Below are 26013 nucleotides of genomic sequence, written 5' to 3' on the forward strand. Positions count from 1 at the left end.
GAGCACCAGCGAGAGAGACGATGAGACGCGGAAAGCGCCGAAAACGCCGACGACACCAGTCGGCCCCCTGTTGTGAATTGAATGACCCGGGTGTTCCGCCCGGCCCCGACACCGGGACGGTCTCATGCTGACCCTCCTCGGAATCGGACTCGGAATCCTGGTGGTCTTCCTGATCACCGCCCTCACCGGTTACTTCGTGGCCCAGGAATTCGGCTACATGGCGGTCGACCGGTCCCGCCTCAAAGCCCGTGCCGAAACCGGTGACGCCGCCGCGAGACGCGCGCTCGCGGTCACCCGCCGCACGTCCTTCATGCTCTCCGGCGCCCAGCTGGGCATCACTGTCACCGGCCTGCTCGTCGGCTACGTGGCCGAACCCCTGATCGGTTCCGGCGTCGGCGAGCTGCTCGGCGGCGTGGGTATCCCGGTGGGCGTGGGTGTCGCGATCGGCACGATCATCGCGATCATCTTCTCCACCGTCGTGCAGATGGTCTTCGGTGAGCTGTTCCCCAAGAACCTCGCCATCGCCCGGCCCGAGCCGGTCGCACGGTGGCTCGCCCGTTCGACGACGATCTACCTGGCCGTATTCGGTTGGCTCATCGCATTGTTCGACAAGTCGTCGAACCTGCTGCTGCGAGCGCTGCGCATCGAGCCCGTGCACGACGTCGAGCATTCGGCGTCGGTGCGCGACCTCGAGCACATCGTCGCCGAGTCCCGCGACGCGGGTGACCTGCCCGACGAGCTGTCCGTCCTGCTCGACCGTGTGCTCGAATTCCCCACGCGCACCGCAGAACACGCGATGATCCCGCGACCGAACACCGATCATGTCGACGCCGATCTGGCGGCGGGTGAGGTGCTGACACTGATGAGCACCGGCCACACGCGGTACCCCGTGCTGGCCGGCGGTGACGACGAGGTAAGCGGCGTGATCCACCTCCAGGACCTCCTGGAGTGGAGCTACGCGCTGAAAAAACAACCGCCGCAGGCTGATTCGTCGGCCACCGCGGTAGACCTGTGTCGTCCCGCGGTGGTGGTGCCCTCGACGCTCCCGCTGCCCGAGGTGTTGGAGACCCTCGCGGACGCACATGACGAGATGGCGGTGGTCATCGATGAATACGGCGGCTTCGCCGGGGTCGTGACCGCCGAGGACATCGCCGAGGAACTGGTCGGCGAGATCGACGACGAACACGACTCCGAGGCGACCGTCGCGATCGAGGAGAGCCCCGAGGGATGGCGCGTGCGGGGTGACGCACACGTCGACGAGGTCTCCCGGACCGTCGGCTGGGACCTCCCCGAAGGCGACTACGAGACGATGGCCGGACTGGTGATCGCCGAATTCGTCGGACTCCCGGAGGTCGGGGACACGGTGACGATCGAGATCGATCCCGATCCGTCGACCCTGCTCGAAGACGACGAGGCGCCACCCCGCACCGTGCGGGCCACGGTCCTCGAAGTCGACAAGCGCGTCCCCGCTCTGCTGTCGATGAGCGTGGCACACAACGACAACAACCCGGGCGAGAAGAGCCCGGACGACACGAACCGGGGCGAGAAGAAGAACCCGGCCGAGAACGGAGAGGAGAGCGACAATGGATAACCCGTGGGTCGTCGCGGCTGTCACCGTGGCCCTGATCGCGTCCAGCGCCTTCTTCGTCGCGGTCGAGTTCGCCCTCATCGCCGCGCGTCGGCACCGGCTCGAAGACGCGGCTGCGACCAGCGGCAGCGCCCGCGCAGCTCTGCGCAGCGCATCAGAACTGTCGGTGCTGCTCGCCGGGTCGCAGCTCGGCATCACGGTGTGCACGCTCGCACTGGGTTCGGTCACGAAACCCGCTGTGCACCACTGGCTCACGCCGCTGTTCGCCGGGTGGGGTCTGCCGTACTGGTCGGCCGACGTGATCGGCTTCGTCCTCGCCCTCGTCATCGTGACGTTCCTGCACCTCGTCGTCGGTGAGATGGCGCCGAAGTCGTGGGCCATCGCCCACCCCGAGAAGTCGGCGATCATGCTCGCGATCCCGATGCGCGCCTTCATGTGGGTGACCCGTCCGTTCATCGTCCAGCTCAACCACCTCGCCAACTGGTGCCTCAAGCGCGTCGGCGTCGAGCCGGTGGACCAGGTCGCGACCGGGCAGGACAGCGACGCCCTCCGCCACCTGGTGGAGCACTCGGCCACCGTGGGCACACTCGACGAGCGGTACCACGCCCACCTGACGAGTGCCCTGGAACTGGAGTCGTTGACCGTCGGCGACGTCGTGACCCCCAACGACCATCTGGCCGTGGTCGGTCCGGCCGCGGACGCCGATGAGATCCAGACGGCCGGCCGGACCTCGGGCCACCTGCGGCTGCTGGTGCGCGACGATGCGTCCGGGGCGCCGGTCCGCGGTGTCGTGCATGTGCGCGACAGCCTGGCCGCGTCGCCCGGCACCACGGCGGCCGATCTCATGCGCCCGGTCCTGAGCGTCGAGTCGGCGCAGCCGGTGTACGAGACGCTCACCGCCATGCGGGAACAGCGCGCCCACCTCGCGCTCGTCACCGATGGGGGCCGCGCGGTCGGACTCATCACCATCAACGACGTGCTCCAGCGGTTGCTGGCGACCACGGCGTAGGAGGCGGTCGGGGCGCAGGGTGGGCCGCTAGGTCCACTCGTCGGCCGTCAGGAACCACGGTTCGGCCGGCAGCGCGGCGGGGTCGAACCGGTTCGCCAGTTGCTCTGCGCGCACGGGCTCGTCCCGGCCGCCGAGCCCCAGTGAATGGGCGATGCGGGACAACACGGTCGACGTCGCCACCCCTGCGGCGGCGAGGTCGGCCAGGGTCACCGCCCCGTCCCGCTTGCTGAGCCGGATTCCGTTGGCGTTGAGCACCATCGGGACGTGCGCGTACGTCGGTGGGGCCTTCCCGAGCAGCGCCGCCAGGTAGGCCTGCCGGGGCGCCGACGACAACAGATCGTCCCCGCGGACGACCTGGTCGACGCCCTGCGCGGCATCGTCGACGACGACGGCCAGGTTGTAGGCCGGGGTGCCGTCGTTGCGCAGCAGCACGAAGTCGTCGACCGCGCCCATGTAGGGACCGTGCAGCAGGTCATCGACGCCGTACTCCCGGACGTCGGCCCGCAGCCGGATCGCGGGTGGCCGGGTGGCACGGCGTTCGTCGCGTTCGGCGGCGGTGAGGTCGCGGCACGTGCCCGGGTAGGCGCCCTGCGGCGCATGGGGTGCGGACGGCGCGTCGAGGATCTCTCGGCGGGTGCAGAAACACTCGAAGGTGCGGCCGGCGTCGCGCAGGTCGTCGAGGACGGCACGGTATGCCTCGAGCCGGTCGGTCTGGTGGACGACGGGCGGGTCCCAGTCGAGGCCCAGGGCCGCGAGATCGGACAACTGCCGGGAATCCGCGCCCTCGACGGCTCGGTCGAGATCCTCCATCCGGATCAGGAACCGCCGGCCGGTGGTCCGCGCGAAGAGCCAGGCGAGCAGGGCGGTCCGCAGATTGCCGACGTGGAGGTCCCCGGAGGGGGAGGGCGCGTACCGGCCCGCTCGCTGCGTCGACACCGCGTCGAGATTACCGGTCGGCGATGAGAATCCGCGCCGCGGCCGGTCTGCCTGTAACGGCACGGACGACGACACGCCGGGTGTGCGGCGGCGCGTAGGCGTTGCGGTCCCGTCGACGAGTGAGGAACGATGAGTTTCATGGATCTCCCGGTCATGCCGCCTGTTGCGCCGATGCTGGCCAAGGCGGTGACCAGCGTGCCGCCGCAGCCCGACGGTTCGGTGGCGTGGTCGTATGAACCCAAGTGGGATGGTTTTCGCGCGTTGGTCTTCCGCGACGGCGACGAGGTGACGATCGGATCGCGAGGCGGCAAGGACCTGGCCCGGTACTTCCCCGAGATCGTCGCGGCGGTGAAGGACGAACTGCCCGACAAGGTGGTCCTCGACGGTGAGATCGGGGTGCCGGCACTGATCGGCGACACGCATCGGCTCGACTGGGATTCGCTCGCGCAGCGCATCCATCCGGCGGAATCGCGCGTCACCTTGCTCGCGGAGAAGACACCGGCGATCTTCATCGGATTCGACGCGCTGGCGCTGGAGTCGACGAGCGTGATGGGCGAACCGTTCGAGGTGCGCCGGGAAGCGCTGCTACGGGCCGTCGGTCCGGGCGGCCGGGACCGACGCGTGCATGTCAGCCGGGTGACGAGCGACCCGGCGGTCGCCGAGGACTGGTTCTCCGCCTTCGAAGGCGCCGGGCTCGACGGCGTCGTCGCCAAGCGACTCGACGGCGTGTACGTCGAGAACAAGCGGGAGATGCTGAAGATCAAACACAAGCGGACCGCGGACTGTGTCATCTTCGGGTATCGAATCCACAAGTCGGGCACGGGGATCGGATCGATGCTGCTCGGACTGTACGGCGACGACGGCGAACTGCGGATGGTCGGCGGGGCGGGTGCCTTCTCCGACGCCAAGCGGATCGAGTTGCAGCAGATGTTCGAGCCGATGCGGCTGGACCCGGAGAAGGCGTCGCCGGGCGAGCCGACGCGGTGGCGTTCGGAGAAATCGGGGGAGTGGATCCCGATCCGTCCGGAGCTGGTCGCGGAGTTCGCCTATGACCAGATGGAGAACCATCGCTTTCGGCACACGGTGAAATTCCTTCGCTGGCGGCCCGATCGAGAACCGGAGAGCTGCGGTTACGACCAGCTCGACGTTCCGCTGACCTACGATCTCCACGACGTCCTCGAAGGAGAATGACCATGGCATCTCGTTCGCCCGCCGAGGAACTCGACGTCGACGGGGTCGCCGTCCGGATGAGCAACCCGGACAAGATCTACTTCCCCGAACTCGGCGAGAACGGCGGCCGCAAGCGCGATCTCGTCGGGTACTACCGCACCGTCGCACTCGGCGACACGGGTGGCAGGGCCGACGACAGCGGCGACGGACCGCTGATGCGCGCCACCCGCGACCGCCCGACCTTTCTGCAGCGCTTCCCCGACGGCGTCGAGGGCGAGGAGATCTACCAGAAGCACATCGCGAAGAAGCGGCCCGAGCATGTGCAGTCCACCCCGATCGTGTTCCCCTCCAAACGAACCGGCGACGCGATCCGTCCCACGGTGCCGGCTGATCTCGTGTGGGGCGCGAACCTGGGGACCGTCACCTTCCATACCTGGCCGACCCTCCACCCCGACAACGACCATCCCGATCAGCTTCGCATCGACCTCGATCCGCAACCCGGCACGACGTTCGAGGATGTCCGGCGTGTGGCGATCGAGGGGCTCAAGCCCCTGCTCGACGAACTGGGCTTCACCGGTTTCGTGAAGACCTCGGGCGGTCGGGGAGTACACGTGTACGTGCCCATCGAACCGCTGTGGGACTTCATCGCGACCCGACGCTGCGTCATCGCGATCGCCCGGGAACTCGAACGCCGCGACCCGGACGCGGTCACCACATCGTGGTGGAAAGAAGAACGCGGAGAACGGATCTTCATCGATTACAACCAGAACGCCCGCGACCGCACTATGGCATCCCCGTACTCCGTTCGACGCAGCGCCCGCGCCCGGGTGTCGACGCCGGTGACGTGGGACGAACTCGCCGACGTCGATCCGGACGACTGCACCATCGCGACCGTCCCGAAGCTCCTGGAAGATCGCGGCGACCCATGGGCCGACATCGCCGACCACCGGCGCGGCGTCGAGAAACTGCTGGAGATGGTGCAGGCCGACGACGCAAACGGACTGGGCGACATGCCTTATCCGCCCAGCTATCCCAAGATGCCGGGCGAGCCGCCGCGCGTACAGCCGAGCAAGAAGGTCGCCGAGCACTGGGATGAGAAGGGCAACCGACGCTCCGACGGCTGATGCCCGGGTTCCGTATGGGTCAGCGGCGCAGCGCCTCGGCCGCCCAGGTCGCGAAACTCTGCCAGCCCACATCAGGGAACCGGCGGTGCAGCGTCGGGATGTCGACCTCGTACCCGCGGTCGCCGAGGAACGTGAACATCGCCCGCATGTCCTCGGACTCGATACGTTCGGGATCGTAGGACTCCGCCGTGACCGTGGTGCCGAGAACGTCGCCGATGATGCGCGCCATCTCCTCGGGCGTCGGCTGATCGGACGCGAGGTCGATGCGCTGGCCGACGTGGACGTCCGGGGCGGCGAACAGAGTGGCGACGAGTCGGCCGAGGTCGCGCCGCGAGAGTTGTTGCAGCGGCTTGTCCGCGGGCATCGCGATCGGCATCACGCCCGCCGCGAGCGCGTCGGCTCCGCCGAGCAGGTTGTCGAAGAAGTAGGCCGGGCCGACGATCGTGTGCGGGATCTCGGTGGCTGCGAGCATCTGCTCGACCTCGAACTTGGAATCGAAATGCGGCACGCCGGTCTGACGATCGGCCGAGGCCACCGAGGAGAACACGAGGTACGGGATCGACGCGGACGTGGCGGCTTCGATCAGCGCACGACCCTGACCGATCTCGGCCTCGACGCCGGATTCGAACGGGGTGGTGAGCGCGAACACGCCCGCGGACCCGGTGAATGCCTCGGTGAGACCCGACCCGCTCACGATGTCCCCGACGGCGAGTTCGACGCCTCGGTCGGCCAGGCGTGCCGCCTTGCTCGACACCGCGTCCCGCACAACGGCGCGGACCGGGAAACCGGCCTCGAGCAGCGCGTCGAGCACAGCGCCGCCCTGCCCTCCGGTGGCTCCGACGACAACGACAGGAGAGGAATCGGCCATGTCGTCGACCCTAGCGGTCACACTCGACGGCCGGACGGTTTGGGTGAGTGCGCCGTCGGCGGCTATCATCTCGACGTTGGAGGATTCGCCTAGTGGCCTATGGCGCTCGCCTGGAACGCGGGTTGGGTTAACAGCCCTCAGGGGTTCGAATCCCCTATCCTCCGCCAACGAAGGTCCGCAGTGACACCCGTATTACCGGGTGACACTGCGGACCTTCGTCGTATCCCCGAGCGTGCGGGCCGAGTGTGATCGAGCCGCGCGGACCGGTTCGAGGACCCCGGCTCCGGCCGCCGGAACCCCTCGCTACACTGGACGACGGATCCCGCGCGGCGTGCATCCTGTGAACTCCCCCAGGGCCGGAAGGCAGCAAGGGTCAACGGGCTCTCTCGGGTGCGCGGGGTCCCCTATTTTCCCGATACGAAGTTTCAGGTCAGGGGCGTCGGCCACCCGCACCGGCGTCGAGCCGCGAGAGGGCCAACGTTGAATTTTCACTCGATGAGTGCCGACCAACTCCGGAACACCCAGACGGAACTGACCAAGCAATACGAGGCGCTGCGCGCGCTGGGTCTCAAGCTCGACCTCACCCGCGGCAAGCCGGCCCCCGAGCAGCTCGATCTCTCGAACGGTCTCCTGTCGCTGCCCGGTGACGAGTATCGAGACGGCGCGGGCACCGACACCCGCAACTACGGCGGACTCAACGGACTGCCCGAGTTGCGCGGCATCTTCGGGGAACTCCTCGCCGTCGACCCCGACAACCTGCTCGCGCTCGGCAACTCGAGCCTCGAGATCATGCACGACCTCACGGTCTTCGGGCTGCTGCACGGCACCGCCGACTCCGACGAGCCGTGGGGACGTCAGACGATCAAGTTCCTGTGCCCGTCGCCCGGTTATGACCGCCACTTCGCGATCACCGAGAGCTTCGGCATCGAGATGATCCCGGTGCCGATGCTGCCCGACGGCCCCGACGTGCGGGTGTGCGCCGAACTCGTCGCCTCCGACCCGAGCATCAAGGGCATGTGGGCGGTGCCCACCTACTCGAACCCGACCGGCGTCACCTTCTCCGAGGAGGTCACGCGCGGGCTGCTCGAGATGTCCGCGGCGCCGGACTTCCGGATCTACTGGGACAACGCCTACGTCGTCCACACGCTGGTGGAGACCCCGCCGACGCCGCTGCCGATCCTGGAGATGGCGGCGCAGGCCGGGCACCCGAACCGCGTGTACGTCCTCGGCTCGACGTCGAAGATCACCTTCGCCGGCGCCGGCGTCTCGTTCTTCGGGTCGTCGCCGGAGAATCTGGCCTGGTTCAGCAAGTACCTGTCGCTGAAGACCATCGGACCCGACAAGGTCAATCAGCTGCGTCACCTCAAGTTCTTCGGCGATGCCGACGGTGTGCGGGCGCACATGGCCCGCCACCGGGAGATCCTCGCTCCGAAATTCAAGCTCGTGCTCGACATCCTCGAGGACCGTCTCACGGAGTCGAAGGTGGCGTCGTGGTCGGAGCCGGAGGGCGGCTACTTCATCAGCCTCGACGTCGTCGACGGCGCGGCCCGACGCACCATCGAGCTGGCCAAAGAAGCCGGTATCGCGCTCACCGCCGCCGGATCGGCGTTCCCGTACAAGACCGATCCGCACGATCAGAACATCCGACTCGCACCGACGTTCCCGAACACCGACGACCTGCGGGCTGCGATGGACGGGGTGTCCACGTGCGTGCTGCTGGCCGCGGCGGAGACCCTGCTCGCCCGCTCCAGCTGACCCGACACGCCGATCCCGGCGTTAGATTGCTCTCATTCTCCGGCGAGTGCGCTGGCGTGCGCGCCACTTTGTGACAGGCTTTCAAATCGTGAATCTGCCCAGGCCGGTTCTTCTCGCAACCGGTTTCGCCGTCGTGGGGGTCATCGCACTGGCACTCCAGGATGTCGTCGTACCCCTGGGCGCCCAATTCTGGGGTTTGCTGCACAACCAGATCGATCTCTCGGTGTATCAGGCGGGTGCCCGGGCGGTCGCCAACGGCGTCAGTCTCTACGACGTCAAGATGATCGGCGACCTGGACTACACCTACTCGCCGTTCTCCGCCTTGCTGTTCAGTCCGCTGGCCTGGATGTCCTTCGACGTCGCTCGCATGTTGTGGTCGGCGGGCATCGTCGTGGCGCTCTATCTGGTGATCATGCTGAGCTTCCGCAGCCTCGGCCGGCCGGTGACCTGGCCACTGCGCGTGATCGCGGCGTCGCTGGTGGCGGTGGCGATGTTGTTCGAGCCGGTTCGTACGACGATCTGGTACGGGCAGATCAATGTGTTCCTGATGCTCGTGATCGTGGCCGATCTGGCGCGTCCGGACGGTGGACGCCTCAAGGGGTTCTGGACCGGAGTCGCCGCGGGAATCAAGCTGACGCCCCTCATCTTCGCCGGTTACTTCCTCGTGCAACGGAACTGGCGCGCCCTCGCCGGGGTCGTGGGCGGCTTCGCCACCACCATGCTCATCGGGTTCGCCGCCTTGCCCGGGGACTCGTGGTCGTACTGGACGGGCAAACTGTTCGAGTCCGACCGGGTCGGTTCCGCTCAGTTGCGCGGTAACCAGTCCCTGCGCGGCATGCTGGCCAACCACCTCGACACCGACAACCCGCCGACGCTGCTCTGGCTCGCCCTCGTGCTGGCAGTGCTGGCGGTCGGCTTCGCAGCGGCGACGTACGCCCATCGCAAAGGTCAGGAACTCCTCGCCGTCAGCATCGTCGGGATGACCGCCTGCGTGGTGTCGCCGATGTCGTGGGGCCATCACTGGGTGTGGTTCATCCCGATCCTGGTCATCGGAATCCACCTGGTCCTCGACACCCGGCAGCCGCGGTCGCCGCGGGTGTGGGCCGGCGTGGGCGTGGCGGGACTGGTGCTTCTCGCGTTTTCGTGGCCGACGCATGTACCGGCGCTGATCCCGGACGGTTACTACACGGGGCTGTACGTCAAGACCCGCATCACGTGGCTCAACTGGTTCACGGTCAGCCCTTATCTGTGGGCCTACCTCGGCGTGCTCGTCGCGACGGTCGTCGGCCTGCGGATGGTCGGCAGCCGCGGCTACTCCTCGCCGACGCCCGCCGACCCGATCATCCCGCCCGGCGTCGCGGCTGCCGTGATCGCCGAGGGCGGGCTGCCGACCGGCGATGCGGGCGGCACCGCCAGTGAGGGCACACGACGGCCGGACACGGGTGGCGAGGAGTCCGGGCCGCGCGACTCGCGAGGCACGTCCGGGCATACTCCGCGTACTTCGGAAGACACCCGCGGGATGGCCGATGACCTGGTCGGAACCGATGGCGAACCCGTCACAGAGACACCCGATCAGGGGCCCGCTGCACCAGTGTGAGGCACACTCATCGACTGTCACGGGTCGCCGGTAGTCTCGACGCGTGGCTCTGTATCGCACCTATCGCCCGGCTACCTTCGCCGACGTCGTGGGGCAGGAGCACGTCACCGATCCGTTGAGCCGTGCCCTGGATTCCGGTCGCATCAATCACGCGTATCTCTTCTCCGGTCCCCGCGGTTGTGGCAAGACGTCGTCGGCGCGGATCCTGGCTCGTTCGCTGAACTGTGTGCAGGGCCCCACCTCCACACCGTGCGGAACGTGCGTCTCCTGTGTGGCGCTCGCGCCGGGCGGCCCGGCAACCTCGACGTCATCGAGCTCGACGCCGCGAGTCACGGCGGTGTCGACGACACCCGCGAGCTGCGCGACCGCGCCTTCTATGCGCCCGCCGAGTCGCGCTACCGCGTGTTCATCGTCGACGAGGCGCACATGGTGACGAACGCGGGATTCAACGCGCTCCTGAAGATCGTCGAGGAGCCGCCGGAGCATCTGATCTTCGTGTTCGCGACCACCGAACCCGAGAAGGTGCTGCCGACCATCCGGTCGCGCACCCACCACTACCCGTTCCGGCTGCTCGCGCCGCCGGTCATGCGCGGTCTCCTGGAGACGATCTGTGAGCGCGAGGGCGTGACCGTCGCGTCCGAGGTGTACCCGCTCGTCATACGGGCGGGTGGCGGTTCGCCTCGTGACTCGCTGTCGATCCTCGATCAGCTGCTGGCCGGCGCCGACGACCAGGGTGTCGCCTACGAACGCGCGCTGGCGCTGCTCGGCGTCACCGACGTGGCGCTGATCGACACCGCGGTCGACGCTCTTGCCGACGCCGACGGTTCGGCATTGTTCGGCACGGTGGAGAAGGTGGTCGACGCCGGGCACGATCCTCGACGGTTCGCCGTCGACCTGCTGGAACGTCTGCGCGATCTGATTCTGCTGCAGGCTGTTCCGGACGCCGCGGACCGCGGACTCGTCGAGGCGCCGGGTGACCAGCTCGCCCGCATGCGCGCCCAGATCGAGACCCTCGGGCCCGCGTCGCTGACCAGGTTCGCCGAGATCGTGCACAACGCGCTCGGGGAGATGCGCGGCACGACGTCGCCGCGACTCCTGCTCGAGGTGATGTGCGCGCGGATGCTGCTGCCCGCGGTCTCCGCCGACGACGCAGCTCTGCTGCAGCGACTCGAACGACTCGAGTCGGGTATCGGCACGACGTCGATCCCGGTACCCGCGAAACCGGCTGAGCCGGAACCGGAACCGAAGTTCGTTCGACCCTCGCAGCGCAAGGCGATGGAAGAGGCCAAGGCTGCCGAGGCGTCCGAGCGCGCGGCCGCGGAAGCCGTCGAGGCGGACGCCGCGCAACCCGACACCGGCCGGGTGCCGAAACCGGTGGTCCCGGAACCGGTGGTGTCTGAGCCGGTTGCGCCGGAGACGGTGGTGGAGACTCCTGCGCCGGAACCCGTCGTTGCTGAAGCGGTCGCGGCAGGTGCGGCGCCCGAGGCGGTTGATCCCGACTCGACCGGCGTCGCAAAGGGTTCGGGGGTCGAGGCCGAGGCCGTGCTGCCCGCGGAGGAGCCCGCCGACGACGAGTCGATGTTCGACGAGCTGATCGCCGACCAACCGAGTGCCGGGGCGGCAGAGGTCGAACCGGCGCCGGCCGCTGACGCCTCATCGGACGACGAGACGGCGTCCCTGATCGAGGTGCCCGCCCCGCCGACGCCGCCGACTCAGCCGCCGGCACGGTCCGACCGGACCCCGTCCGCGCCCGAACCGCCGTCGCGCCATCGGGACGCGCCCTCGCCCGAACCGGAACCGATTGCCGAACCGGCGTCGACCGCGGCGTACGACGACATCCCGCTGCCCGATGAGCCCGTCGACGAGGACGACGTCCCGCCACCCGACGCGATGCCGGTCCGTGCCCGTCGGCCCGAGCCCGAGCCGGTGCCCGAACCGGAGCCCGAGCCCGAGGCGACCGCCGGGCTCGACGCCGACTCGGTTCGCAAGCGGTATCAGGACATCCGGGCCGCGGTGCGGGAACGGTCGAAGAGTCTCGAGCCGATGCTGTCGGCGGCGGTCATCGCCGACGTCGACGGGACGACCGTCGTGCTCTCGCATCCGGTCGAGGTGCTGGTCGGGCGGTTGTCCGCGCCGCACGCCGTGACGATCATCCGCGAGGCGCTCACCGAGGTCTTCGGCACCGAACTCGACGTGCGTACCGTGCACCAGGCGCCGGGCGCCGCCGCACCCTCCGCCACGTCGACCGCGCCGCCGTCGAAGCAAGCTGCCAAGGCGCGGCAGTCGTACTCGCGTCCGAGTCGCGCGCGTGACCAGTCGGCGACGCCGGCGCCCGCACCGGAGCCGGTCGCCGAACCGGAGGAGCCCGAGCCGCCACGTGCCGACGAGGACATCCCGCACGACGAACGCGCGGAGATGGTGGCCGATGCACGCACCGGCAGCCCCGAGCAGCGGCTCGACCCCGACCAGGTGGCGCTGGAGCTGCTCAAATCGGAGCTGGGGGCACGGCCGCTCGAGTGACCGGGTGCGCTCGGAAGCTTTGTCTGAAAACCGCCCCGCGCAACAGGTTCGACGACGATACGCCGCGTGTCCGATTTCTGAGGGCGGTCTTCAGAGGCGGGTCGGGCTCAGGCGTCCCACCACGGCCGGAGTGGCACCTGGTGGCCACCGTCCTCGTCCAGTTTGGTGGCGAGCACGTGGTGGAGCTGGATGATGTTGCGGTCGAACCCGATTCGGCAACCGGCCATGTAGAGGCCCCACAGCCGCGCGGTGCCCTCGCCGACTTCGGCCACCGCTTCGTCCCAGTGCTCGACGAGGTTGATGTTCCAGTCGCGCAGCGTCATCGCGTAGTGCTCGCGGAAGTTCTCCTCGTGGATGACCTCCATGCCGCCGATGTCCTGCAGCTTGGAGATGATCTTGCCGGAGCCGGTGAGCTCGCCGTCGGGGAAGACGTAGCGGTCGATGAACGATCCCGCCTTGCTGCGGCTCGCGTTGTCGGGGCGCGTGATGCAGTGGTTCAGCAGCATGCCGCCGGGACGGAGCTTGTCGCGCATGAACCCGAAGTAGGACGGGTAATTGTGGACACCGATGTGCTCGGTGAGCCCGATGGACGACACGGCGTCGAATCCGCTTTCGGTGACGTCGCGGTAGTCGCTGTGCCGGACCTCGGCGAACTCGCCGAGCCCTTCGTCGGCGATCGCCTTCTGGGCCCAATGTGCCTGCTCGGCGGACAGCGTCGCCCCGATCGTGTGGACGCCGCGTCGGGCGGCATAGCGGACCATTCCGCCCCAGCCGCATCCGATGTCGAGGAGGCGGTCGCCGGGCTTGAGGCGGAGCTTCTCGAAGATGAGGCGGTACTTGTTCTCCTGCGCGGCTTCGAGCGATGCGGCGCGTTCCGGGTAGACGGCGCAGGTGTACGTCATCGACGGTCCGAGCACCCACTCGTAGAAGGTGTTCGAGACGTCGTAGTGGTAGTGGATGACCTCGGCGTCGCGGGACTTGCTGTGCCGCAGTCCTTCCGCAAATCGACGCCAGCGCGGGACGGCCTCCTGCGGCGGCGGTGCGATCGGCTTGAAGTGATCGATGCCCAGCGAGCGTGCGATGTGGGCCAGCGACAGGGGGGAGGGGCGGTGGAACTGCAGGTTGCTGGCCAGTGCCTTCAGCGCGGGGTACGGATCGCCGGGGTGCGCGCCGATGAGTTCGAGATCGCCTGCGATGTAGGCGCGCGCGAGTCCGAGATCGCCGGGTGCGGTCACCAGATACGTTGTTCCGCGCGAGGTCTTCAGATCGAGGCCGTACTGGGCGTCGACGGGTCCGGCGCTGCTGCCGTCGTAGGCGGTGATCCGGATCGACAGGTTTCCGCCGAGGAGTGTTTCGAAGATCTCGGCGAGGGTCATCTTGCCGGCGTGCGAGTCCACACTCGACGCCGAACTCTCCTTGAACGTGGTCATTGGCGTTTCACCGCTTTCGAGTAGAGGTCCAGCAGACGACCCCGCGGGTCGTACCGCTTCTTGAGGAGCCGATAACTCTCTCCGCCGTAGAGTTCGTCGAACTCCTCCGGCGTGTAGAAACTCTCTGAATACAGCGACTTGTGGCCGTCGAGTTCGGCGACCTTGCGTTCGATGATCCTGTTGGTGTGCCCGGGATCGCCCGGGGTGACCGGCACGGCCGACCAGAAGCCGACGTTGACGTACGTGCGTTGCGGGGCAAGGGGATACAGCGGCCAGGGGCGTACCGGATCGGCGCCGGGGAGGGCGGGCTCGCGAAGCCGGAGGGGGCACAGCCAGATCGGTTCGATGGGAATCTCGGAGAGGAACCACTCGACGTAGTCGGCGGTCCGGTCAATGGGAACCTCGATGTCCTGCACGACGCGTTCACCCGCCGGTAGTCCCTTGCGGGCGTTCAGCCGGTCGCCGATGTCGAACCGCTGGTCGAGCCCGATCAGCTGCCAGTAGAAACTGCTGCGGAGGTACCGCTTCGGCCACCAGCGCCGGATTCGCGGGTTCTGTGCGCCGAAGGCGCGCGAGCACCAGAACCAGTCGGTGTCCCAGCGCCAGAGATAATCGTGGATCGTCAACCGGTCGGTCGTCTTCTGTTGGATGGACCGATAGAAGATGTCCATCCCGGTGTAATCGCTGACCGGTCCGTCCTCGTCGGTCTGCCGGCCCAGCGTCAGATAGGACTCGTTGGCGGAGAACACGACTCCGTCGAGGTAGTCGACCGGTTCGCCGTCGTGCGACTTCGTGGTGACGATCGTGTCCATCGCCGACTGGAGGTCGACGATGCTCGTGAACCGAATATGGCGCAGCGCGACATACGGCTTCACCGGCTCCAGTTCGATGCGTAACCGCACCGAATAGCCGAGCGTGCCATAGGAATTAGGGAAACCGAAGAAGAGGTCGGCGTGTTCGTTGGTCGGCGTCGCGGTCAGGATCTCGCCGTCGCCGGTGAGGATGTCGATCTCGAGAACAGACTCATGGGGCAGTCCGGAGCGGAAGGACGTGCTCTCGATGCCGAGTCCGGTGACCGCGCCGCCGAGGGTGATCGTCTTGAGCTGTGGGACGACCAGCGGTGCGAGACCGTACGGCAGAGTGGCCGCGACGAGGTTCTCGTAGGTGCACATGCCGGCGACGTCGGCGGTGCGCGCCTCGGGATTCACCGAGATGACCCGATCGAGTCCGGAGACGTCCAGTCCCGGATGCGGATTGGCGGCGCGCTTACGAAAGAGGTTGGACGTCTTCTTCGCAAGACGCACGGTTGCCTGCGGCGGGATGGCACGATAGCTGGCCAGGAGGTCGGCAACCCCCTGGTCGAATGCCGCTCCCCCCATCTCGAGCCCGTTGGTCACCCGGTTAGCCTAGGACTTGATCAGTTCGCCCGCCAATCGTTTCGTAACTGAGGAGTGTCCAATCGTGGGTCAGGTTTCCGCATCGCAGTCGCTCGACATCGCCGCCGCCCCGGACGCCGTGGTCGGAGCTCTCGCCGACTATGAGGTCGTGCGGCCGGCCATCCTCCCGGAGCAGTACCGCGACTACAAGGTGATCAGCGGCGGCAAGGGCGACGGCACCGTCGTGCACTGGATTCTGCAGGCGACGTCGAAGCGGCAGCGCGACGTGCAGGCGACCGTCAGCGTCACCCCGGACACCGTCACCGAGCGCGACGCCAACTCGACGATGGTGACCACCTACTCCGTCGCGGCATCGGGCAGCGGTTCGCGCGTCACGACCACTACCACGTGGCAGGGGGCCGGCGGCATCGGTGGGTTCTTCGAGAAGACATTTGCGCCGAAGGGTCTCAACCGGATTCAGGCCGAGGTCCTCGGCAACCTGAAGAAGCGCCTCGAGAGCTGACGGCTCGGCATCTCCGACCGCGGCGCTCGATGACCTGCTCACCCGACAGCGTGCGATGACCGGCGCGGGATCGACCGATCCCGTCCGGCGCCGCCGTGGCCGGGCAAGGCCGTCGCCCTTGCCCATGCGCGACGGCGTCGACGCCACGCGCGTGGTGTTGCGTTCGGGGCCGGAGCTGACCGTCGGTCAGGCGCTGCTGGCCGCGCCCGTGCTGGCGGGGCTGACCGCCGACGATCTGGGTCGACGCGCCGCCGCGGGCGAGATCGTCGATGCCGACGGCCGACCCGCGGATCTGGCCGCGCCGTCGAGCCGCAATGTCTCGCTGTACCTCTACCGCGACCTCGACGACGAGATCGCGGTACCGTTCGACCTGCCGGTGATCCACCGTGACGAGAACATCGTCGTGGTGGACAAACCGCACTTCCTCGCCACGATGCCGCGGGGCCGTCACGTGACCGAGACCGCGCTGGTGCGGCTGCGTCGAGAACTGGGCTCCGACACCGTCTCGCCGGCGCACCGTCTGGACCGCCTCACCGCCGGGGTGCTGCTGTTCACGCTGCGGCCCGAGGTGCGCGCGGCCTACCAGGATCTGTTCGCGTCCCGGACCGCCCGCAAGGAGTACCTCGCGCTCGCCCCGGCCGACGAGGCGCTGGCGTCGACCGTGACCGTGCGGGACCGGATCGAGAAGACGGCGGGCGACCTGCGCGCCCTCGTGGTGGACGGGCCGGTCAACGCCGTCAGCGACATCACGCTGACCGAGGTCCTCGGCGGCCTCGGCGTCTACCGACTGGTGCCGCACACCGGCCGCACTCATCAGCTCCGGTTGCACATGGCGTCGCTCGGGGTGCCCATCGTCGACGACCCGCTCTACCCCGATGTGCGGCCGGGGCTCGCCGCTCTTCCCGATCACGGGGACTTCACCCGGCCGCTGCGGCTGGTGGCCCGGTCGCTGGAGTTCACCGACCCGCTGACCGGCGAGGAGCGCCGGTTCGAGAGCCGACGGCCGGTGCCGGGATAGGGCCACGATCTACCCTGGCGCCATGACCATCCGCGCGTCCTACGAACGGCATCCCGACCTGGGCTGCGAGGCCGTGGTCTTCGTCGACGACGAGTCGCTGGCCTGTTTCCAGATCCAGCGCGATCTGGTCGGCGGGCCGCGCGCCGACGAATACTGCGTCACCACGGGAGCCAGTGCGCCCGTCTACGGCGGGATCACCCAATGGCGTCGCGTCGACGACCGGTTCGAGTTCGCGCTCACGGCGCGCGCGGGTCGGCTGTTCGGCGACGAGGTCCTGTCCTTCGAGGTGGCCGCCGTCGAGGAGTCGACCGTCGACGACATCGCCGCGCATGTCGATCGGTTGCTGCGCTGACGCTGCGACTACCCTGGGCCGGGTGACGCAACCATTCGATCCCAGCGCGTTGTTCGGCGGCGGTCAGGGCGGGGAGAACCCGATGGCCGGACTGCTGGCCCAGGCGCAGCAGATGCAGGAGAAGCTCCTGTCGGCGCAGAACGAGATCGCGGCGGCGGAGGTGGTCGGCAGTGCGGGCAACGGGCTCGTGACCGTGACCGGCAACGGCACCGGTGAGGTGACCGCCGTGTCGATCGATGCGAAGGTCGTCGATCCCGACGACGTGGAGACCCTGCAGGACCTGTTGCTCGGTGCGTTGGCCGACCTGTCGGAGAAGCGCGAGCAGCTGGCCAGTGAGAAGATGGGCCCGCTCGCCGGGGGTCTCGGCGGCGGCCTCCCCGGATTGGGCGGCTGAGTACGCCCACCCGCGTACGACGCCGAACGACGAGTAGGAATCCCGGACACCGTGGACGCAGATCAGCATGTATGAGGGACCGATCCAGGACCTGATCGACGAGCTGGCCAAACAGCCGGGCCTCGGTCCGAAGGGCGCCCAGCGCATCGCGTTCCACCTGCTGGCCGGGGAGAAGTCCGACATCGATCGACTTGTCGCCGCGCTGGGACGGGTCCGCGACGACGTCGTCTTCTGCGCGGAGTGCGGGAACGTCTCGGCCAATCGCCTGTGCCGGATCTGTTCCGACGCCCGCCGCGACGCCAGCAAGATCTGTGTCGTCGAGGAGCCGAAAGACGTGCACGCGATCGAACGGACCAAGGAGTTCACCGGGCGCTACCACGTACTCGGTGGTGCTCTCGACCCGTTGTCCGGGATAGGCCCGGATCAGTTGCGTATCCGTGAACTGCTGCGTCGGCTGGCCAATCAGGAAGACGGCGTCGACGTCTCCGAGGTGATTGTCGCGACCGACCCGAACACCGAGGGCGAGGCGACCGCGACCTACCTCCAGCGCATGCTGAAGGACTTTCCCGGCCTGTCGGTCACCCGGCTCGCGTCGGGGCTGCCGATGGGCGGCGACCTCGAGTTCGCCGACGAACTCACCTTGGGTCGTGCACTGTCGGGTCGTCGCATCCTGGCGTGAGGTCGGTGGCCGTCGTACCCGGCAAACCGGACGGCTAGGGTCATGTGGTGATCTCGCGTACTGGGTGGCGTCGTCGTGTCCGGGGTGTTGCAGCAGGCCTGACGGTGGTGGTCGCGGGCGGCCTGGTGGGTGCCGTACAAGGCGTGCAGCCGCCCGAAGCATCCGCTGCGCCGGCGCTCGATTGGCAGGCATGCCCCGCGGTGCACGGCGTACCGGCGACGGTCCGGTGCGCGACGGTCGAAGTTCCGCTCGACCACTCCGAGCCGAACGGCGAGACCATCGAGATCGGCGTGAGCCGTATGCAGGCGCGCGACCAATCCCGGCGTCGCGGTGTCGTGATGGGCAACCCGGGCGGCCCGGGCGGCGACGGCATCGCGATGTTCAGTCAGCTGCGCCCGCCGGCGGCCATGCTCGACGAATGGGATCTGGTGGCCGTGCAGCCGCGTGGTCTGGTGTCGGGCACACCGCTGCGCTGCGATCCGATCACCGGCGACGAGCCCGAACTGATGACGGCGCTGGGCAAGCTGAATCGCGATCGCTGCGAGGCGCGTACGCCGGGCCTCGGGGCGACGCTCACCACCGAGAACACCGCCCGCGACATGGAGGTCGTCCGGCGGCTGCTCGGCGAACCGAAGGTCAGCCTCTACGGCATCTCGTACGGCACCCTGCTGATGTCGACGTACGCGACACTGTTCCCGCAGCGCGTCGACCGGATGGTCCTCGACTCCGGCTTCGACCCGAGCGTGGTGTGGAACAGCCTTCTCTCCGTGCAGACACCCGGCTACAAGGCGCGGGTGCACGAGATGATGGCGTGGATCGCGCGCCACGACCGGATCTATCATCTCGGCACGACGCCACTCGCCGTGTACCGGAAGTGGAGCGACCGGGTCAGTGCCGAGGCCGGTGTGCCGCCATCGCTGCTGGCACCTCCCGCGCAGGTCGGGGACGTGCCGCCAGGCCTGCGGGCGGTCGCGCAGCAGTACATCGCGGGAACCGATCTGACCGCCGACGCGCGTGCCAGGTTCGAGAACCTGGTGTTCACCTTGCTCCGGCCCGGGTCGCTCCAGCTGACGTCGCAGCTACTGGTGCTCACCCGCGCGCTCGCGCCTGATCGCAACTCCTGGCCGACAGTGGCGCTGATGACCGCGAACCCCGGCCGGAAGCTGCCCACCCCGGGCCCCGCCGCGATCGAGGCCGCCCAGGTCTCGCAGGACATGCAGGCCGCGGTGCTGTGCAACGAGAACCAGGTCCCCGCACAACCGTCGCTCGGCTTCCAGGCGTTCGTCGCGAACTACGTGACCGGGGATCCTTTCGAAGCGCCAGGTCTCGCCTACGAGTCCGGCCTCGCGTGTGCCGGAGCGCCGGCGCTCGCGCGGCCGGTCGAGATCCGCAACCGCGGGCTGGCGGTGGCGCCCCTGCAGATCCAGAGCGTCGGCGACCCGCAGACCCTGTATCGCGGGTCGCTGAAGATGCGTGAACTCATGCGCAGCCACCTCATCACGGTCGGTGGTGGCGACCACGCGCAGCTCGGTCGCGCCAACAAGCCGCTCGACGACGCCATCGTCGAGTACCTCCGCGACGGCCGGACCTCGGTGCAGCGTGTCCCCGAAGCACCGATCACGGCTCCGCTCACCCGGTTGCCCTCGGCGTTCGCGTCCGGGGCGGCCGGTCGGTGACCCATCCTGATCTGGTGAACCTGCAGACCCGCGCCCGTGTGACCGAACTGGCCGCTCGCCTCGACGCCGGGATCGTCGCGATCGACGGACCGTCCGGAGCGGGCAAGTCGACGATCGCCGATCTCCTGGTCGCGGACCTGCGCGCTCGGGGAGTCGGGGTGACTCTGGTCCGCACCGACGACTTCGCGACGTGGGACGATCCCGTCGCGTGGTGGCCGGAGCTGGAAACCGATGTGCTGCACCCGTTCACCCGACGACGCGACTACCGGTACCGGCCCCGCGTGTGGCAGAACGGCGTCCCGGCCCCCGGGCCCCGCGTGTGGATCGAGTGGCAGCCGCTGCTGATCATCGAAGGGGTGTCCTCGGCGCGGCGCCGGATCGCCGACCGCCTGTCCCACGCGCTGTGGCTCGACGGCGGGACCCCGGGCGAACGGCTCGAGCGGACGGTCGCCCGCGACGGCGAGGACGCGCGAGGTCATCTTCAGGCGTGGCAGGAGTTCGAGCGCGGCTGGTTCGGCGTGGATCGCACGCGAGAACGGTGCGTCGTACTGGACTGAGCGGTCTCGGACTGACGGTCCCGTCGGCCGGCCGGGATGCCGAGCGGACGCCGCGGTTAGTGTCGAGGGATGGCCACCCGACGACGCTTCCGTGATCTGGCGGAGCTCGACGCGCAGCTGATCGAGTGCCGTGCATGCCCGCGCCTCGTCGAATGGCGGGAGTTGGTCGCGCAGGAGAAGCGACGCGCGTACGCCGACGAAAAGTACTGGGGGAGGCCGGTGGCCGGTATCGGTCCGGCGGATGCGCGACTGCTGATCGTCGGCCTCGCCCCCGCGGCGCACGGCGGGAATCGGACCGGGCGCATGTTCACGGGTGACCGCAGCGGCGATGTCCTGTTCTCGGCGCTGTATCGCGCCGGCCTTGCGAGCCAGCCGCTCTCGGTCGCGATCGGCGACGGGTTGGAGCTGTTCGACACGCGGATCACCGCACCGGTCCACTGTGCACCACCGCAGAACAAGCCGACGGTCGAAGAGCGCGACACCTGTTCGTACTGGCTGCACGCCGAACTCGAACTGCTCGCACCGACGGTCCGTTCGGTGATGACACTCGGTGGATTCGGTTGGCAGTCAACGCTTCGTATCTTCGCGAGGCTCGGCTGGACGGTCCCGAAGCCGATGCCGAAGTTCGGTCACGGTGTCTCCACCACCCTCGTCCGCGACGGTGCCGAACTCGAGGTCTTCGGCTGCTACCACGTGAGCCAGCAGAACACCTTCACCGGACGGCTCACCGTGGAGATGGTCGTCGACGTACTCACGGCGGCGGCGCGGGCGGCGGGGATCGAGAGAGCTTGAGGGAGCCCTCGGTCAGCGGAAGGCCGTCGTCGACGTTACCGACGCCGTCCGGCGGCGAGGCGTTCCCGGCGGAGCCGATCGACCTCGGGGAGGTCAAGCGGGGCAAGGGATTCGACGCCGAGCGCGGTGGCCAGGAGGTGGTCGGCGAGTTCGGGGTTGCGGGCCAGTGCCGGACCGTGCATGTACGTGCCGATGACACTGCCCTGGACGACGCCCTCGGTGCCGTCGCCCACACCGTTGCCGACGCCGTGCCGTACCCGGCCCAGTGGGGCCGCGTCGGACCCGAGAGTTGTTCCGCCGCGGTGGTTCTCGAAACCGGTGAGGGGCTGGGACAGCCCTGGCAGAGTCGGATCGATGAGCAATTCGCCGATACTCCGCTCCGCCTGGGGCGCCGTCGTGAGATCGAACAGGGAGATGCCGTCGACGCGTTCGCCCGCCGATGTCTCGTACCAGTGGCCGAGCACCTGGATGGCGGCGCAGATGGCCAGCACCGGCCGTCCGGCCGCCGCCGCCTGCTGCAGACCCGGGTAGCGCGTGAGGTGCCGGGTGGCGAGCCGCTGCGCGTAATCCTCGGCGCCACCGAGGGTGTAGACGTCGAGCGAGTCGGGGACCGGATCGTCGAGGGTGATGTGGATGACCTCGGCGTCGATGCCACGCATCAGTGCACGGCGCTTCAGGACGAGGGCGTTCCCACCGTCCCCGTAGGTACCCATGACGTCGGGCAGGACGAGGCCGATCCGCAGGGTCGATTCGCTCACTGCTCTGCCTTCCGCGATCGTGCTGCGCGTTCCAGGGCGGTGCCGAGATCGCGGAACGCCGTGTAGTTCGCCAGGACCTCGACGCGTCCCGGCGGACAGGATGCGATGGCGGCCATGGGATCCGGGATGGTGGTGTGTTCGGCGCCCGCGTAGAGCAGCCGGACCGACAGGTCGGCGGCGCGCTCGCCGGCCGCGACGACCTGCATGGTCTCGAACGCCTCGAAGCGCACGTCCCACAGCCAGGACAGGTCCTCGCCGTCGGGCACCTGGCCGTTGACCGCGATCACCAGCCCGTCGGCGTCCTGGTCGATCATCGACATCGCTTCCTGCCATCCGGCCGGGTTCTTCGCGAGAAGTGTTCGGACCGAGTGGTTTCCGACCTGGTGGATGCCGTACCGGCCGGCGACCTCGCCGACGGTGCCGACGGCGGCCACCGCGTTGCGCGGGTCGGCGCCCATCGCGACGGCCGCGGCCACCGCCTGCGTTGCGTTGCCGCGGTTGGCCCTGCCCGGCACCGCGAGCTCCAGGGGAGCGCTGAAACCGTCGGGGCCGTAGATGTTCTTGTCGTCGAACCACCAGTCGGGGGTGGGGCGGCGGAAGTTGTCGTCGCCGGTCGACCGCCACCCCTCCTCGGAACGGACGATGGGCTCGCCGGTACGGGGGCAGCTGACGGAATCGCCGACCCAGCTCGCGCCGGCGGCGACCCAGACCACGTCCGGGGCGTCGAAGGCGGCCGACGTCACCAGCACGTCGTCGCAGTTGGCGATCACCGTGGTCTCAGGATGACGTGCGATGCCTTCACGCAGCCGACGCTCGATCATGTTGATCTCCCCGACTCGGTCAAGCTGATCCCGGGAGAGGTTGAGCATCACGAGGACCTCGGGGTCGACGGCGTCGCTGACGTGCGGGACGTGCAGTTCGTCGACTTCGAGCGCGCAGAACGGAGCCGTCCGGCTCAGGGTCAGCGTCGCGATGATGCCGGCGTCCATGTTGGCGCCGTCGGCCTGGGTGGCGACCTCGCCGAGTTCGGCCATCGCGGCCGCGGTCATCCGTGTGGTCGTCGACTTCCCGTTGGTGCCGGTGACGATCGCGGTGCGTTTGCCCGCGGCGAGCCGACCCATGATCTGGGGGTCGATCTTCGCGGCGACCAGCCCGCCGATCATCGACCCCTTGCCCCGTCCCGCGGTGCGCGACGCCCACCGGGCCGCGGCCGCAGCACCCAGGGCGACGGCGGTACGGGCGGGAACACGGGTGTTCGTGCGGGTTGCGGAACCGGCGGAAGAGAGTCGGTCGGGCATGCGCACGAGTGTGTCACAGGCCGATCCGACGGGAGTGGTCGTGCCGTGCGCCGACGCCGCGTAGGCTCGGCGGCTGTGAGTCGCGACACCCATCTGCGCCTGTCCCTGCCCGCCCGAGTGCAACGCGGACTGTTGCTCGCCGTCGCACGAATCCCGGCCGGCGCGTTGGCCGTTCTGGGGCGACGGGCACCGGTCAACTCCGACGGTGAGCGGGTCGCCCCCGAGCTTGCCGCGATCGGCTGGGCCAATGACAACGTGCCCGGGCTGAACCCCTTCCAGGGCGAGGTGGCGCAGTCGCGCGCGCAGACCGACGAGGTCGGCGCGGCCATGGCCGAGGCGCTGCCGCCCATGGCGGTGGAAGAGGACCTCGTCATCGACGGACCCGCCGGCCCGATCCCGGCCACCCGGTATCGCTCCACCACCGACTCGGCCGGGCTGCTTGTCTACTTCCACGGCGGCGGCTTCGTCACCGGCAGCCGGATCAGCCACGACACTTTCGTCCGGCGTCTGGCACATGGCACCGGCCTCGACGTGCTCTCCGTCGACTACCGGTTGGCCCCCGACGCCCCGTTCCCCGCGGCCGTCGAGGACGCGGTGGCGGCGTGGCGCTTCGCCGTCGAGGTGGCGCCGCGGTGGGGTCTCGATCCGGCGCGGATCGTCGTCGCCGGTGACAGCGCGGGCGGAAATCTCGCGACCGTCGTCGCCCGGGAGGTCCGTGGCGAAGCGGTCACCCCGGCTTTCCAGCTGCTCATCTACCCGGTGACCGACCAGGCCGCCGACACACCCTCGCGCCGGGAGTTCGCGTCGGGGTACTTCCTCACCGCCGACGGCATCGACTGGTTCACCGATCGCTACCTGCCTGACGCCGCGCAGCGGAGCGACCCGCGCTGCTCGCCACTGCTTGCCGACGATCTCAGCGGTCTTCCGCCCGCGCATGTCATGGTCGCCGGCTTCGACCCGCTGCGTGACGAGGGCCTCGCGTACGCGCGCAGGCTCGAGGAGGCCGGCGTGCCGGTCACGGTCCGGCGGGAGGGCGCGATGATCCACGGGTTCGTCAACATGACCTTGATCAGTCCGGGTGCCCGGGCCGCGGTCGACCGTCTGTGCGCGGTGGTGCGCGAGGCCCTTCCGCCGGCCGGGTCCAGCTCAGCCGCCTGAGCGCACCGGTGTTCCGGCGCCCGCCCGAGCGCCCGTCACCGCCGACACGGAATCGGCCGGCGCCGGGGTGGCACTTGGAACGATCGAGCGCCTACGGGCTCTCGGCCGGGCCATCACCCCGGCAGCGCACCCCGCGACGACGATGACCGCACCGACGATCTCCCCGACGCTGGGGACCTCGCCGAGCACGAAGAACGCGGCCGAGATCCCCACGACAGGTACGAGCAGCGACATCGGCGAGACCCGGCTCGCGTCGTTGCGTCCGAGCAGGGTGGTCCACAGACCCGCACCGATGACGGTGCCGAAGATCGCGAGATAGGCGAGTCCGCCGAGCGCACGCAGTCCGCTCTCGGTACCGAGTGTGGCGAGCGCGTCGAAGCCGGCGGATGGTCCCTCGACGATCAGGCTCACCGCATACAGCGGCGGAGTGGCGACGACGGCCATCCACAACGTCATCCGCAAGGAGTCGTCGGGACGGGCGAGTCTGCCCCCGATGTTGCCCGCTGCCCAGCTCAGACCACCGAGCACGGTGAGACCGATCGGGAGCAGAGCGGCCACGCCGAGGTCGCTGCCGCGCATCCGGTCGATCGCGATGACCGCCATGCCGAGAACCGCGACCGCCAGGCCGAGGATCTGCCCGGCGGTCATCCGTTCCCGGAGGAACAGCACGCCGAGCATGACCGTGAAGGGCGCCGAGGTCTGGAGGACCAGCGAGGCGAGCCCGGTCGGCATGCCCAGATCCATGGCGAGGAACAGCATGATGAACTGCACGCTGCCGAAGCCGGCGACGTACAGCAGGAACCACTTCAGGCGCACCTTCGGGAACCGCACGAACAACATGACCGGTATCGCCATCACCGCGAATCGCATCGCGGCGAGGAAGAACGGCGGGAAGTGGTCGAGCCCGACTCGGATCGCGATGAAGTTCAGTCCCCAGAGCAGGACGACGAACAACGCGAGGAGGCGATCACGAGTGGACATGGCCCCATCGTCGGCGTGGACGATGTGAAGGACAATCGAATTTAACCGGAATAACCATTCAGTTTCTCTGAACGGTTACTCCTGTGCCGCGGCGACCTTCGCCCGCACGTCATCCATGTCGAGCCCCTCGACGGCGCCGATCAGTTCCTCGAGCTGAGCCGCAGGTAGTGCACCGGGCTGGTTGAAGACCAGGATCCCGTCCCGGAATGCCATGAGCGTCGGGATGGAACGGATTCCGAGACTGCCGGCGAGCTGCTGCTCGGCCTCGGTGTCGATCTTGCCGAACACGATGTCGGAGTGTGCTTCGGAGGCCTTCTCGAAGACGGGCGCGAACTGCCGGCACGGGCCGCACCAGCCGGCCCAGAAGTCGAGGAGGACGATGCCGTCCGAGGCGATGGTGTCCTCGAAGGTTTCCAGGGTGATGTCTTGTGATGCCATGCCCCCACCAACGGAT

Annotated in this window: 23 protein-coding genes, 1 tRNA gene, 1 other RNA gene and 1 pseudogene; 18 read left to right on the forward strand and 8 right to left on the reverse strand. The window is 68.7% G+C overall.

What is annotated here, in order from left to right; all coding sequences use genetic code 11:
* Positions 1-124 precede the first annotated feature (124 nt).
* Positions 125-1591, forward strand: a complete 1467-nt coding sequence (locus tag QAD21_RS02005; protein ID WP_058251033.1) for a hemolysin family protein — start codon at positions 125-127, stop codon at positions 1589-1591.
* Complete coding sequence (locus QAD21_RS02010) at positions 1584-2597, forward strand: hemolysin family protein (RefSeq protein ID WP_058251034.1); 1014 nt, start codon at positions 1584-1586, stop codon at positions 2595-2597. Before QAD21_RS02005 ends, QAD21_RS02010 begins: the two co-directional genes overlap by 8 nt.
* A gap of 27 nt (positions 2598-2624) precedes the next feature.
* On the opposite strand, the gene gluQRS is transcribed toward QAD21_RS02010, so the two are convergent.
* Positions 2625-3533, reverse strand: coding sequence for a tRNA glutamyl-Q(34) synthetase GluQRS (gene gluQRS, locus QAD21_RS02015; RefSeq protein WP_078111808.1), 909 nt, complete (start codon positions 3531-3533; stop codon positions 2625-2627).
* A 138-nt stretch (positions 3534-3671) separates the two neighbouring features.
* On the opposite strand from gluQRS, the gene QAD21_RS02020 reads away from it, so the two are divergent.
* Both QAD21_RS02020 and QAD21_RS02025 read left to right on the forward strand, forming a co-directional pair.
* Positions 3672-4724: an ATP-dependent DNA ligase gene (locus QAD21_RS02020; protein WP_280361867.1), complete on the forward strand. Its 1053-nt coding sequence runs from the start codon at positions 3672-3674 to the stop codon at positions 4722-4724.
* Positions 4725-4726: 2 nt separating this feature from the next.
* Positions 4727-5827, forward strand: a complete 1101-nt coding sequence (locus QAD21_RS02025; RefSeq protein WP_226512266.1) for a DNA primase small subunit domain-containing protein — start codon at positions 4727-4729, stop codon at positions 5825-5827.
* A gap of 19 nt (positions 5828-5846) precedes the next feature.
* Here the strand turns inward: QAD21_RS02025 and QAD21_RS02030 are convergent, their stop codons facing one another.
* Positions 5847-6695, reverse strand: a complete 849-nt coding sequence (locus QAD21_RS02030; RefSeq protein ID WP_078111806.1) for an NmrA/HSCARG family protein — start codon at positions 6693-6695, stop codon at positions 5847-5849.
* 78 nt (positions 6696-6773) lie between these two features.
* Here QAD21_RS02030 and QAD21_RS02035 point away from each other — a divergent pair.
* The 5 genes and pseudogenes from QAD21_RS02035 to QAD21_RS02055 all read left to right on the forward strand — a co-directional run bounded on the left by QAD21_RS02035 (position 6774) and on the right by QAD21_RS02055 (position 12567).
* A tRNA-Ser gene (locus QAD21_RS02035) sits at positions 6774-6862 on the forward strand.
* A gap of 147 nt (positions 6863-7009) precedes the next feature.
* An RNA gene (gene ffs, locus QAD21_RS02040) (signal recognition particle sRNA small type) lies at positions 7010-7104 on the forward strand.
* A 71-nt stretch (positions 7105-7175) separates the two neighbouring features.
* On the forward strand, positions 7176-8450 hold the full coding sequence (locus tag QAD21_RS02045; protein ID WP_226512267.1) for an aminotransferase class I/II-fold pyridoxal phosphate-dependent enzyme: 1275 nt from the start codon (positions 7176-7178) through the stop codon (positions 8448-8450).
* An 88-nt stretch (positions 8451-8538) separates the two neighbouring features.
* The gene (locus QAD21_RS02050; protein WP_280360444.1) at positions 8539-10047 is read left to right on the forward strand and encodes a glycosyltransferase 87 family protein; all 1509 of its coding nucleotides are present in this window, start codon (positions 8539-8541) and stop codon (positions 10045-10047) included.
* 43 nt (positions 10048-10090) lie between these two features.
* Positions 10091-12567, forward strand: a pseudogene (locus tag QAD21_RS02055) (DNA polymerase III subunit gamma and tau).
* 107 nt (positions 12568-12674) lie between these two features.
* Here QAD21_RS02055 and QAD21_RS02060 read toward each other — a convergent pair.
* Both QAD21_RS02060 and QAD21_RS02065 read right to left on the reverse strand, forming a co-directional pair.
* Positions 12675-13997: a class I SAM-dependent methyltransferase gene (locus QAD21_RS02060; RefSeq protein WP_280360446.1), complete on the reverse strand. Its 1323-nt coding sequence runs from the start codon at positions 13995-13997 to the stop codon at positions 12675-12677.
* Entirely contained in the window at positions 13994-15376 is a 1383-nt protein-coding gene (locus QAD21_RS02065; protein ID WP_280361557.1) for an FAD-binding oxidoreductase, read from the reverse strand. Before QAD21_RS02065 ends, QAD21_RS02060 begins: the two co-directional genes overlap by 4 nt.
* A gap of 82 nt (positions 15377-15458) precedes the next feature.
* Between QAD21_RS02065 and QAD21_RS02070 the strand changes: the two genes are divergently transcribed.
* The 8 genes from QAD21_RS02070 to QAD21_RS02105 all read left to right on the forward strand — a co-directional run bounded on the left by QAD21_RS02070 (position 15459) and on the right by QAD21_RS02105 (position 21364).
* Entirely contained in the window at positions 15459-15896 is a 438-nt protein-coding gene (locus tag QAD21_RS02070; protein WP_058251042.1) for an SRPBCC family protein, read from the forward strand.
* A gap of 124 nt (positions 15897-16020) precedes the next feature.
* Positions 16021-16914, forward strand: a complete 894-nt coding sequence (locus QAD21_RS02075) for a pseudouridine synthase (protein WP_280361559.1) — start codon at positions 16021-16023, stop codon at positions 16912-16914.
* Positions 16915-16936: 22 nt separating this feature from the next.
* Complete coding sequence (locus QAD21_RS02080) at positions 16937-17266, forward strand: hypothetical protein (RefSeq protein ID WP_280360447.1); 330 nt, start codon at positions 16937-16939, stop codon at positions 17264-17266.
* A gap of 22 nt (positions 17267-17288) precedes the next feature.
* A complete protein-coding gene (locus QAD21_RS02085; RefSeq protein ID WP_058251044.1) occupies positions 17289-17660 on the forward strand; it encodes a YbaB/EbfC family nucleoid-associated protein in 372 nt (123 codons plus the stop codon).
* A 67-nt stretch (positions 17661-17727) separates the two neighbouring features.
* Positions 17728-18339 carry a recombination mediator RecR gene (gene recR, locus QAD21_RS02090; protein WP_058251045.1) on the forward strand — a complete coding sequence of 204 codons (612 nt, stop codon included), beginning with the start codon at positions 17728-17730 and terminating at the stop codon, positions 18337-18339.
* A gap of 44 nt (positions 18340-18383) precedes the next feature.
* Positions 18384-20015, forward strand: a complete 1632-nt coding sequence (locus QAD21_RS02095; protein ID WP_165630729.1) for an alpha/beta hydrolase — start codon at positions 18384-18386, stop codon at positions 20013-20015.
* Entirely contained in the window at positions 20012-20572 is a 561-nt protein-coding gene (locus tag QAD21_RS02100; RefSeq protein WP_068972275.1) for a (d)CMP kinase, read from the forward strand. The genes QAD21_RS02095 and QAD21_RS02100 overlap by 4 nt, the downstream gene beginning before the upstream one ends.
* A 69-nt stretch (positions 20573-20641) precedes the next feature.
* Positions 20642-21364, forward strand: coding sequence for a uracil-DNA glycosylase (locus QAD21_RS02105; protein ID WP_068972276.1), 723 nt, complete (start codon positions 20642-20644; stop codon positions 21362-21364).
* 35 nt (positions 21365-21399) lie between these two features.
* On the opposite strand, the gene QAD21_RS02110 is transcribed toward QAD21_RS02105, so the two are convergent.
* Together QAD21_RS02110 and QAD21_RS02115 are read right to left on the reverse strand one after the other, a co-directional pair.
* Positions 21400-22122: a type 1 glutamine amidotransferase gene (locus QAD21_RS02110; RefSeq protein ID WP_159369903.1), complete on the reverse strand. Its 723-nt coding sequence runs from the start codon at positions 22120-22122 to the stop codon at positions 21400-21402.
* Positions 22119-23420, reverse strand: coding sequence for a MurT ligase domain-containing protein (locus QAD21_RS02115; protein ID WP_165630728.1), 1302 nt, complete (start codon positions 23418-23420; stop codon positions 22119-22121). Before QAD21_RS02115 ends, QAD21_RS02110 begins: the two co-directional genes overlap by 4 nt.
* Positions 23421-23495: 75 nt before the next feature.
* Between QAD21_RS02115 and QAD21_RS02120 the strand changes: the two genes are divergently transcribed.
* On the forward strand, positions 23496-24578 hold the full coding sequence (locus QAD21_RS02120; RefSeq protein ID WP_068972277.1) for an alpha/beta hydrolase: 1083 nt from the start codon (positions 23496-23498) through the stop codon (positions 24576-24578).
* Here QAD21_RS02120 and QAD21_RS02125 read toward each other — a convergent pair.
* Positions 24567-25559 carry an EamA family transporter gene (locus QAD21_RS02125; protein ID WP_165630727.1) on the reverse strand — a complete coding sequence of 331 codons (993 nt, stop codon included), beginning with the start codon at positions 25557-25559 and terminating at the stop codon, positions 24567-24569. The genes QAD21_RS02120 and QAD21_RS02125 overlap by 12 nt on opposite strands.
* Positions 25560-25634: 75 nt before the next feature.
* Positions 25635-25997: a thioredoxin gene (gene trxA / locus QAD21_RS02130; RefSeq protein ID WP_058251053.1), complete on the reverse strand. Its 363-nt coding sequence runs from the start codon at positions 25995-25997 to the stop codon at positions 25635-25637.
* Between the last annotated feature and the right edge of the window lie 16 nt (positions 25998-26013).

The sequence above is a fragment of the Gordonia sp. SMJS1 genome (genome assembly GCF_029866425.1).
GTDB lineage: Bacteria > Actinomycetota > Actinomycetes > Mycobacteriales > Mycobacteriaceae > Gordonia > Gordonia hongkongensis.

Excerpts from the sequence above, each read along its gene's own strand:
- QAD21_RS02005 (WP_058251033.1), top strand. The coding sequence starts at position 125 with ATGCTGACCCTCCTCGGAATCGGACTCGGAATCCTGGTGGTCTTCCTG.
- QAD21_RS02010 (WP_058251034.1), top strand. The coding sequence starts at position 1,584 with ATGGATAACCCGTGGGTCGTCGCGGCTGTCACCGTGGCCCTGATCGCG.
- QAD21_RS02020 (WP_280361867.1), top strand. The coding sequence starts at position 3,672 with ATGGATCTCCCGGTCATGCCGCCTGTTGCGCCGATGCTGGCCAAGGCG.
- QAD21_RS02025 (WP_226512266.1), top strand. The coding sequence starts at position 4,727 with ATGGCATCTCGTTCGCCCGCCGAGGAACTCGACGTCGACGGGGTCGCC.
- QAD21_RS02030 (WP_078111806.1), bottom strand. The coding sequence starts at position 6,695 with ATGGCCGATTCCTCTCCTGTCGTTGTCGTCGGAGCCACCGGAGGGCAG.
- QAD21_RS02060 (WP_280360446.1), bottom strand. The coding sequence starts at position 13,997 with ATGACCACGTTCAAGGAGAGTTCGGCGTCGAGTGTGGACTCGCACGCC.
- QAD21_RS02065 (WP_280361557.1), bottom strand. The coding sequence starts at position 15,376 with ATGGGGGGAGCGGCATTCGACCAGGGGGTTGCCGACCTCCTGGCCAGC.
- QAD21_RS02075 (WP_280361559.1), top strand. The coding sequence starts at position 16,021 with ATGCGCGACGGCGTCGACGCCACGCGCGTGGTGTTGCGTTCGGGGCCG.
- QAD21_RS02080 (WP_280360447.1), top strand. The coding sequence starts at position 16,937 with ATGACCATCCGCGCGTCCTACGAACGGCATCCCGACCTGGGCTGCGAG.
- recR (WP_058251045.1), top strand. The coding sequence starts at position 17,728 with ATGTATGAGGGACCGATCCAGGACCTGATCGACGAGCTGGCCAAACAG.
- QAD21_RS02105 (WP_068972276.1), top strand. The coding sequence starts at position 20,642 with ATGGCCACCCGACGACGCTTCCGTGATCTGGCGGAGCTCGACGCGCAG.
- QAD21_RS02115 (WP_165630728.1), bottom strand. The coding sequence starts at position 23,420 with ATGCCCGACCGACTCTCTTCCGCCGGTTCCGCAACCCGCACGAACACC.
- QAD21_RS02125 (WP_165630727.1), bottom strand. The coding sequence starts at position 25,559 with ATGTCCACTCGTGATCGCCTCCTCGCGTTGTTCGTCGTCCTGCTCTGG.
- trxA (WP_058251053.1), bottom strand. The coding sequence starts at position 25,997 with ATGGCATCACAAGACATCACCCTGGAAACCTTCGAGGACACCATCGCC.